The sequence below is a fragment of the Nitrobacter sp. 62-13 genome (genome assembly GCF_001896955.1).
GTDB lineage: Bacteria > Pseudomonadota > Alphaproteobacteria > Rhizobiales > Xanthobacteraceae > Nitrobacter.
In genome coordinates, this window is record NZ_MKRN01000002.1 from 34,246 (window position 1) to 40,687 (window position 6,442).

Annotated in this window: 7 protein-coding genes and 1 pseudogene; 4 read left to right on the forward strand and 4 right to left on the reverse strand. The window is 61.2% G+C overall.

Going from position 1 to position 6,442, the window contains the following annotated elements:
• Positions 1-129: 129 nt before the first annotated feature.
• Positions 130-459 (reverse strand): hypothetical protein, encoded by a 330-nt coding sequence (locus BGN91_RS00255; RefSeq protein ID WP_292609967.1) that lies wholly within the window; start codon positions 457-459, stop codon positions 130-132.
• Positions 460-668: 209 nt separating this feature from the next.
• Between BGN91_RS00255 and BGN91_RS00260 the strand changes: the two genes are divergently transcribed.
• The 3 genes from BGN91_RS00260 (at position 669) to BGN91_RS00270 (ending at position 3,157) form a co-directional block, all read left to right on the forward strand.
• Positions 669-1,382 carry a hypothetical protein gene (locus tag BGN91_RS00260; RefSeq protein WP_292609968.1) on the forward strand — a complete coding sequence of 238 codons (714 nt, stop codon included), beginning with the start codon at positions 669-671 and terminating at the stop codon, positions 1,380-1,382.
• Positions 1,383-1,485: 103 nt separating this feature from the next.
• Positions 1,486-1,932, forward strand: coding sequence for a hypothetical protein (locus BGN91_RS00265; RefSeq protein WP_292609969.1), 447 nt, complete (start codon positions 1,486-1,488; stop codon positions 1,930-1,932).
• Positions 1,925-3,157 (forward strand): biotin/lipoyl-binding protein, encoded by a 1,233-nt coding sequence (locus BGN91_RS00270; protein WP_292609970.1) that lies wholly within the window; start codon positions 1,925-1,927, stop codon positions 3,155-3,157. The genes BGN91_RS00265 and BGN91_RS00270 overlap by 8 nt, the downstream gene beginning before the upstream one ends.
• A gap of 202 nt (positions 3,158-3,359) precedes the next feature.
• Here BGN91_RS00270 and BGN91_RS00275 read toward each other — a convergent pair whose 3' ends face one another.
• Together BGN91_RS00275 and cysE are read right to left on the reverse strand one after the other, a co-directional pair.
• Entirely contained in the window at positions 3,360-3,578 is a 219-nt protein-coding gene (locus BGN91_RS00275) for a DUF3126 family protein (protein WP_025590201.1), read from the reverse strand.
• A gap of 105 nt (positions 3,579-3,683) precedes the next feature.
• The gene (cysE, locus tag BGN91_RS00280; RefSeq protein ID WP_292609971.1) at positions 3,684-4,511 is read right to left on the reverse strand and encodes a serine O-acetyltransferase; all 828 of its coding nucleotides are present in this window, start codon (positions 4,509-4,511) and stop codon (positions 3,684-3,686) included.
• A 223-nt stretch (positions 4,512-4,734) separates the two neighbouring features.
• On the opposite strand from cysE, the gene BGN91_RS00285 reads away from it, so the two are divergent.
• Positions 4,735-6,162 carry a hypothetical protein gene (locus BGN91_RS00285; RefSeq protein ID WP_292609972.1) on the forward strand — a complete coding sequence of 476 codons (1,428 nt, stop codon included), beginning with the start codon at positions 4,735-4,737 and terminating at the stop codon, positions 6,160-6,162.
• Here BGN91_RS00285 and BGN91_RS00290 read toward each other — a convergent pair.
• Positions 6,148-6,442, reverse strand: a pseudogene (locus BGN91_RS00290) (alpha/beta hydrolase); the annotation flags it as partial. The gene BGN91_RS00285 and the pseudogene BGN91_RS00290 overlap by 15 nt on opposite strands.

Genomic DNA, 6,442 nt, shown 5'->3' on the forward strand with positions numbered 1-6,442 from the left:
CGGAAGATCGGGCGACTGCCCGTCGAGTTCGTAAACCGCCATAACGCCTCCTGCTGGAGTGGATGGAGGAAAAGCACGCAGCGGTTCTCCGCCCGCGTCCCGCCAGCGGCGATCATGCCACGGCGCAATTCAGGCGAGCAACCCGACGGCCTGCAGTGTCATGACCACGCAAGTGCCAGACATCAGGCTCCAGAAGCCTGCGATCACGGTCGCCATCATGACGAATTCAAAGCGCCGCCGTTCGATGCGTCGTCCGCGAAGCGTGTTGCGCATGATGATGAACGGCGCGGCAAAGACCAGGAACGGGACCGCCGCGAAGGCCTTCACCACGACGCCCTGCTGCAACAATCCGAAGCCGGCCGGTTGTTTGATGAATAGCTGATAGCCGCTGGCCAGCGCGCCCGCGATGGCGAACCCGATGCCAAGGGAGAAGAAGGAATTCAACGTATCCGGCGACATCGAAAGGACATCCGCTGCACGACAACGATGTCCTTTGCTTCGCAAAATACCGCTTTCCCCGCCACCTTATCCTTAAGGAAAGGTTAACGGAGCGCCCGCCGCGATGTTGCGCAGGCCACTCGTTCCGGGCCGCCCGCCGCACGAAAATTCCACAATGCGTGTCATAGTCGCGGCTGATTCGTCGTCTCGGAAATAATCTCGCCTGCCGCATGACCCTGCTGTCGTCCGTTCCGCGCCGATCGCGCGAATTCGATAAACTGCGACGGGCTCACCTCGCCCCGCTTCTCGCCTCTGCGCTCATTGCGGCGATCGCGATGACCCTCGTCGCCTGGCTGTTGTGGCCAACCTGGGCGCCCAAAACGTTCGACAATAATGAGCGGCTTCCCGTCAGCATCGGCGAGACGCTGTTCAATATCCCGCCTCACGCCTTCCGCAGGAAGGTCCAGCGTCACTCGGGACCACAAGAAAGCGTCGATCTGAATTTCATCTATCCGTCGCTGGCAACTCCGGGTGCGCCCAGGCGCGTCACCGCCGAGACCATCGATGAGACGCCGCAGCCGATCGATCGCATCTTCCTATCGATCGCGGCACATCACGATACATTGGCACCGGACGTTCGCCTTCGCACGATCTATCCTCGCTATCTCGATGAGGCCCGGACGCAGTCTCAGGACGGGCTGTCGATCAGCGCGTTCCGCGAGCGAACGCCATATGCCGGCGAGGACCTGTTCGTCGCCGAAACGCCGGCGCTGGTAGCGCGCTGCACTCGCGACGCGGCAACGCCAGGCATGTGCCTGAGCGAACGCCGTGTCGGCGGCGCCGACCTGACGTTCCGCTTTCCGCGGCAATGGCTGACGGAGTGGCGCGACGTTGCCGGCGCGATGGAGAGGCTGGCGCAGCAGCTCCACGGATCACACAACTAAAAACTTAGCTTGAAAGGACTTGCCAAGTTCCCGCCTTATGCAAGGATGGAATTCCGAGGTTTGTACCGATTGTAAAATGTGGTGAGCAATATTGGGGACTGCCTTGAACGAGTCGCTGCATCCGCTCACGCCGCATCATTTGCCCCTCTTCATCACCGCGCCCGGTGACATAGACATACTCATGGTCGTCATGGGCATCGTTCTGCTCATGGCCGTTCTGTTCGTCGGCAACATCTATCTGCAGCTCCATTCCCTACCGGAGCGGATGGCTCATAAATCGAAGAAGCTGCAGTTCGAGATCGTGGCTGTGCTCTGCCTGCTCGCGCTCTTTACGCATAATCATTTGTTCTGGATAGCCGGATTGCTTCTGGCTCTGATCGACCTGCCTGATTTCATCGCCCCACTGCGCAGCATCGCGGCCTCCGTTCAGAAAATCGCCGGCATTCCTCCCGACGCCGATCCAACGGAGCCGCCTGAAACGACCGACGCGGCTACGCCTGTATCCGACAAGACCGCGGACGGCGAAGCGAAGGAGCAAGGTCATGCTTGAGCTGCTTCTCTGCTCGATGCTGACGGTGCTTCCCGATTATCTCTACCGCCGCTATGCGCAAGGCAAACGCCTTGGCCGGGAGATCACGCTCTTTTCGGTCTGGTATGAATTGAGATGGGGCATCACCGCGTGCGTGATGCTGACGGTCGCCCTGATCACCGTCATCTTCTATTTCCATCCGTCCACGAACAGCGCGACCTTGTACTTCAGAACCGTTCCGATCGTGCCCGAGACGATCGGGCGCGTCGCCTCGGTTCATGCCGACTTCAGCGCTCCTGTTCAAAAAGGCGAGGTCCTGTTCAGGCTCGACAGTTCAAAACAGGAGGCCGCACTTGAAGCCGCCCGCCGCAAGGTCGCGGAGGTCGATGCGGCACTTGTGGCGGCGCAAGCCGATGTGGCGAAAGCAGACGCGCAGATTCAGGAAGCCAAAAGCGCCTATCGGCAGGCCGCAGAGGAATTAGACGTCAAACGCCAACTGCAGAGGCGCAATCCGGGCATTGTCCCGCAGCGTGACATTGAAAAGCTCGAAGTCGCCGCCGCCGGCCGTCAAGCCTCCGTCGATGCGGCGACCGCCGCACATCAATCCATCATGGCGCGCGTGACGGCTCTGCTGCCCGCGGAGAAGGCCAGCGCGGAAGCAGCGCTCGCCCAAGCGCAAGTGGATATGGACAAGACGTTCATTCGCGCCGGTGTCGCCGGGCGCGTCGAACAATTTTTGCTGCGGCCGGGCGATGTCGTCAATCCGATGATGCGGCCCGCCGGCATCCTGATCCCGGAAGGTGCGGGAAGACAGAGACTGGCGGCAGGATTCGGACAAATCGAAGCACAGGTTATGAAAGTGGGCATGTTGGGCGAGGCGACATGCATCTCAAAGCCATGGACCGTAATCCCGATGGTGGTCACGAGCGTGCAGGATTATATCGCGGCGGGTCAATTCCGTGGCGGCGAACAACTCATCGAGGCCCAGCAAGCCGCGGCGCCGGGCTCCATTCTTGTCCTGATGGAGCCTATCTACAAGGGCGGCCTCGATGGCGTGACGCCAGGCAGCCGTTGTATCGTGAATGCTTATACCGACAACCACGATCTGATCGCCGCCAAGGAGACCGGTTTCCTGAAGGGTCTGTGGCTGCACGCCATCGATGCGGTCGGAATTGTGCATGCGATGCTGCTGCGTATTCAGGCGTTGCTGTTGCCGGTCAAAACGCTGGTGCTGAGCGGCCACTGAGCTTCGCTTCGTTTGAGCATGAATCCGAAAACCGGTTTTCCACTTTTCGGGATCATGCTCTAGCCGGCTGTTGAAAAATCTCTGTCGTCATTCCGGACGCCGCGCAAGCGGCGATCCGGAATCCAGAAATACGAAGAAAATCAGTGTGGCTGGATTCCGGGTTCGCCCGGAAATGACCGTTGGAGACTTTCTCAACAGCCTGCTAGCCGACGTCGGCCAGATCCTCCTCGAGGATCGCCATCTGAAACTGGAAAGAGCGGTCGTCGTCCTCGTCATCGACGAACAGCACGCCGATGAACTCCTCCCCGATATAGACCTCTGCGGAGTCATCCTTCTTCGGGCGCGGTACCACGCGAATCTTCGGATTGCCGAACACGCGCTTGAGATAGGCGTCGAGCTTCCTGACTTCCTGAACGTCCACGGCGGTCTCCGCTGTAATCTGAGGGCTCGCAGGGTTCTAGAGCGAGACGGCTTAGGCCGCCACAGGTTTGTTCGGATTTCAGATGTTCGAAGAAATTTTTGACGATCAAAGTCCCATCGCGTTCAGCATCTGGTTCATCGTGCGGGAGGGTTCCGAGCAGCCGGCCGCGCCGACGATTTTGGCCGGCACGCCCGCGACGGTGACGTTATTCGGCACCGGCTTCACGACGACCGACCCGGCGGCGATGCGCGCGCAATGTCCCACCTCGATGTTGCCGAGAATCTTTGCGCCAGCGCCGATCAACACGCCATGACGAATTTTTGGGTGGCGATCCTCGTTCTCCTTGCCGGTGCCGCCGAGGGTGACGCCATGCAGGATCGAGACATCGTCCTCGATGACGGCGGTCTCGCCGACGACAAACCCGGTGGCGTGGTCGAGGAAAATGCCGCGACCGATCTTGGCGGCGGGGTTGATGTCGACCTGGAACACCGACGAGGAGCGGCTCTGCAGATAATAGGCGAAATCCTTGCGCCCTTTCTGGTTGAGCCAGTGCGCGAGACGGTGAGTCTGGATGGCGTGGAAGCCCTTGAAGTAGAGCAGCGGATCGATAAACCGTGACGTCGCCGGGTCTCGGTCGAACACCGCGACCAGATCGGCGCGAAACGCATTGCCGATATCGGGATCGTCGCGCAGCGCCTCGTCGAACGTCTGGCGGATCAGGTCGCCCGACAGAGCCGAATGGTCGAGCCGTTCGGCGACGCGATGCACCACCGCCGCCTCCAGGCGATCGTGATGCAGAACCGCCGAATAAATGAAGGACGCCAGTTCCGGTTCGCGGCGAACGATGTCCTCCGCCTCATTGCGGATCCGATCCCAGATCGGATCGAGCGTCGCAAGTTTCGAATTCTGCGGATTGACCTGCTGGATCGCCATGGCCGTCTCGTAACCTTGAAATTCCGTCCCGCAGCATAGCATGACGCGACGTCGTTGTCCTCGCCGTTCAGCGGATATTCATCCGGCACGCTTAGGGTTAATCGACCTAAGCAATTGAACGACCGTACCATATCGGCCCGCCGGCGGGGCTCCATGTCACCCCCGACAGTTCGGAATTTTCGTAGTTCAAGCCACTTTCGGACCAATTTACGTCAAACAAGTTATGCATTTGCGCCAGATACTCAACAGGCGGAACGGCGCGCCGCCCACCGGAGCCACGCCCATTTCCACCCGAGTCCTCAACAGGCGCGCCGCGGAGGCACCTTGGGCCTGGATCGCGGCTATCGTCATTCCCGTCCTCCTGCTCGCCCCCGCGATCTGGAACGGCTATCCGCTGCTCGAATACGACACCGGCGGCTATCTGGCGCGATGGTACGAGGGCTATCTCGAGCCGAGCCGCTCGACCGTGTACGGCATCTATCTTCACTTGGGAAAAGACTCGTTTTTCTGGCTCAATCTGGGATGTCAGGCGCTGCTGACGCTGTGGATTCTGCACCTGACGCTGCGCGTGCTCGGCATGGCGCAGCCGCGGCGGCTTCTCGGCATCGCCGTCATCCTGATCCTCGGCACCGCGCTGCCGTGGCTCGCCAGCATGCTGCTGACCGACATTTTCGCGGGACTGGCAGTGCTCGCGCTGTTTATTCTCGTCATGCACAACGGCAAGCTTTCGACGATCGAAAAAGTCTCGCTGTTTCTTTACACGTCATTCGCGGCTGCGACCCACACAGCGACGTTCGGCGTGCTGTTCGGCCTGTGCTGCGCGGGGTGGATCGTCAAGCCGTTTTTCGGCCGAAGACTTCCGATCGCCGGACTGGTTCAGGGCTGCCTGACGCTCGTCGCCGGCGCGCTCATGCTGCTGGCTGCGAATTACGCGCTGTCGGGCCGGCTTGCGTGGACGCCGGGCGGCGCCGGCGTGTCGTTCGGGCGCATGATGCAGGACGGCATCGTGGCGCGCTATCTCAACGACCACTGCGACAAGATCAAGCTGAAGCTCTGCCCCTATCGCAACCAACTGCCGGCGACGGCCGACGACTTCCTCTGGGGCAACGACAGCATATTCAATAAGCTCGGCCGCTTCGATGGCATGAACGACGAGATGGAGTTCATCGCCACGGAAGCATTGGCCGCCTATCCGCTATGGCAGACCGAAGCCGCGGTCGAAGCCACCGCGGAGCAACTCGTGCAGGTCGGCACCGGCGAAGGCAGCGGCGGCTGGATTCCGCATACCTATGGCATCATCGAGCGCTATCTGCCCGAACAGGTGAAGGCCATGCGCGCCGCGCGGCAGCAGCACTGGAGCATCAAGTTCGCCGCGATCAACTGGGTTCACATCCCGGTCGCGCTCGCCTCGATGCTGTTGCTCGCCGGGATCGCCTTGGCGGCTCTGTGGCGACGGCGCATTGACGACCTCGAACTGCTTGCCATAACGGCCTGCATCGCGCTGCTGGGCAACGCCTTCATCTGTGGCGTGATATCGGGCCCGCACAACCGTTACGGTGCGCGCATGGTCTGGATCGCGACATTCGTGGTGCTGATCGCAGCGGCGCGATCCCTCGCCGCCCGCTATGGATCGCCCTCACGGCCGGCGTGACAGAAATTTCAGCACGCCTTCCTTGTAGACCTTGTCACCGACCGCGCGCATGTGATCGCGATTGGGAATGTCGAGCACTTCGGCGCCCGCTATGATATTCGCGAGCGCCTGCGCCGATCCTGCGATCTCGTCCCTGGTGCCGACGGCAACCAGCGTCGGCACCAGGATGCTGGCGACTTCGGCTTGCGTCATCAGCCGCCGCGATCCGCGCAAACACGCCGCCAGCGCCCGACGATCGGAGCGGGTCTGATCGGCGAACACGCGGAACGTGCGGCCGAAC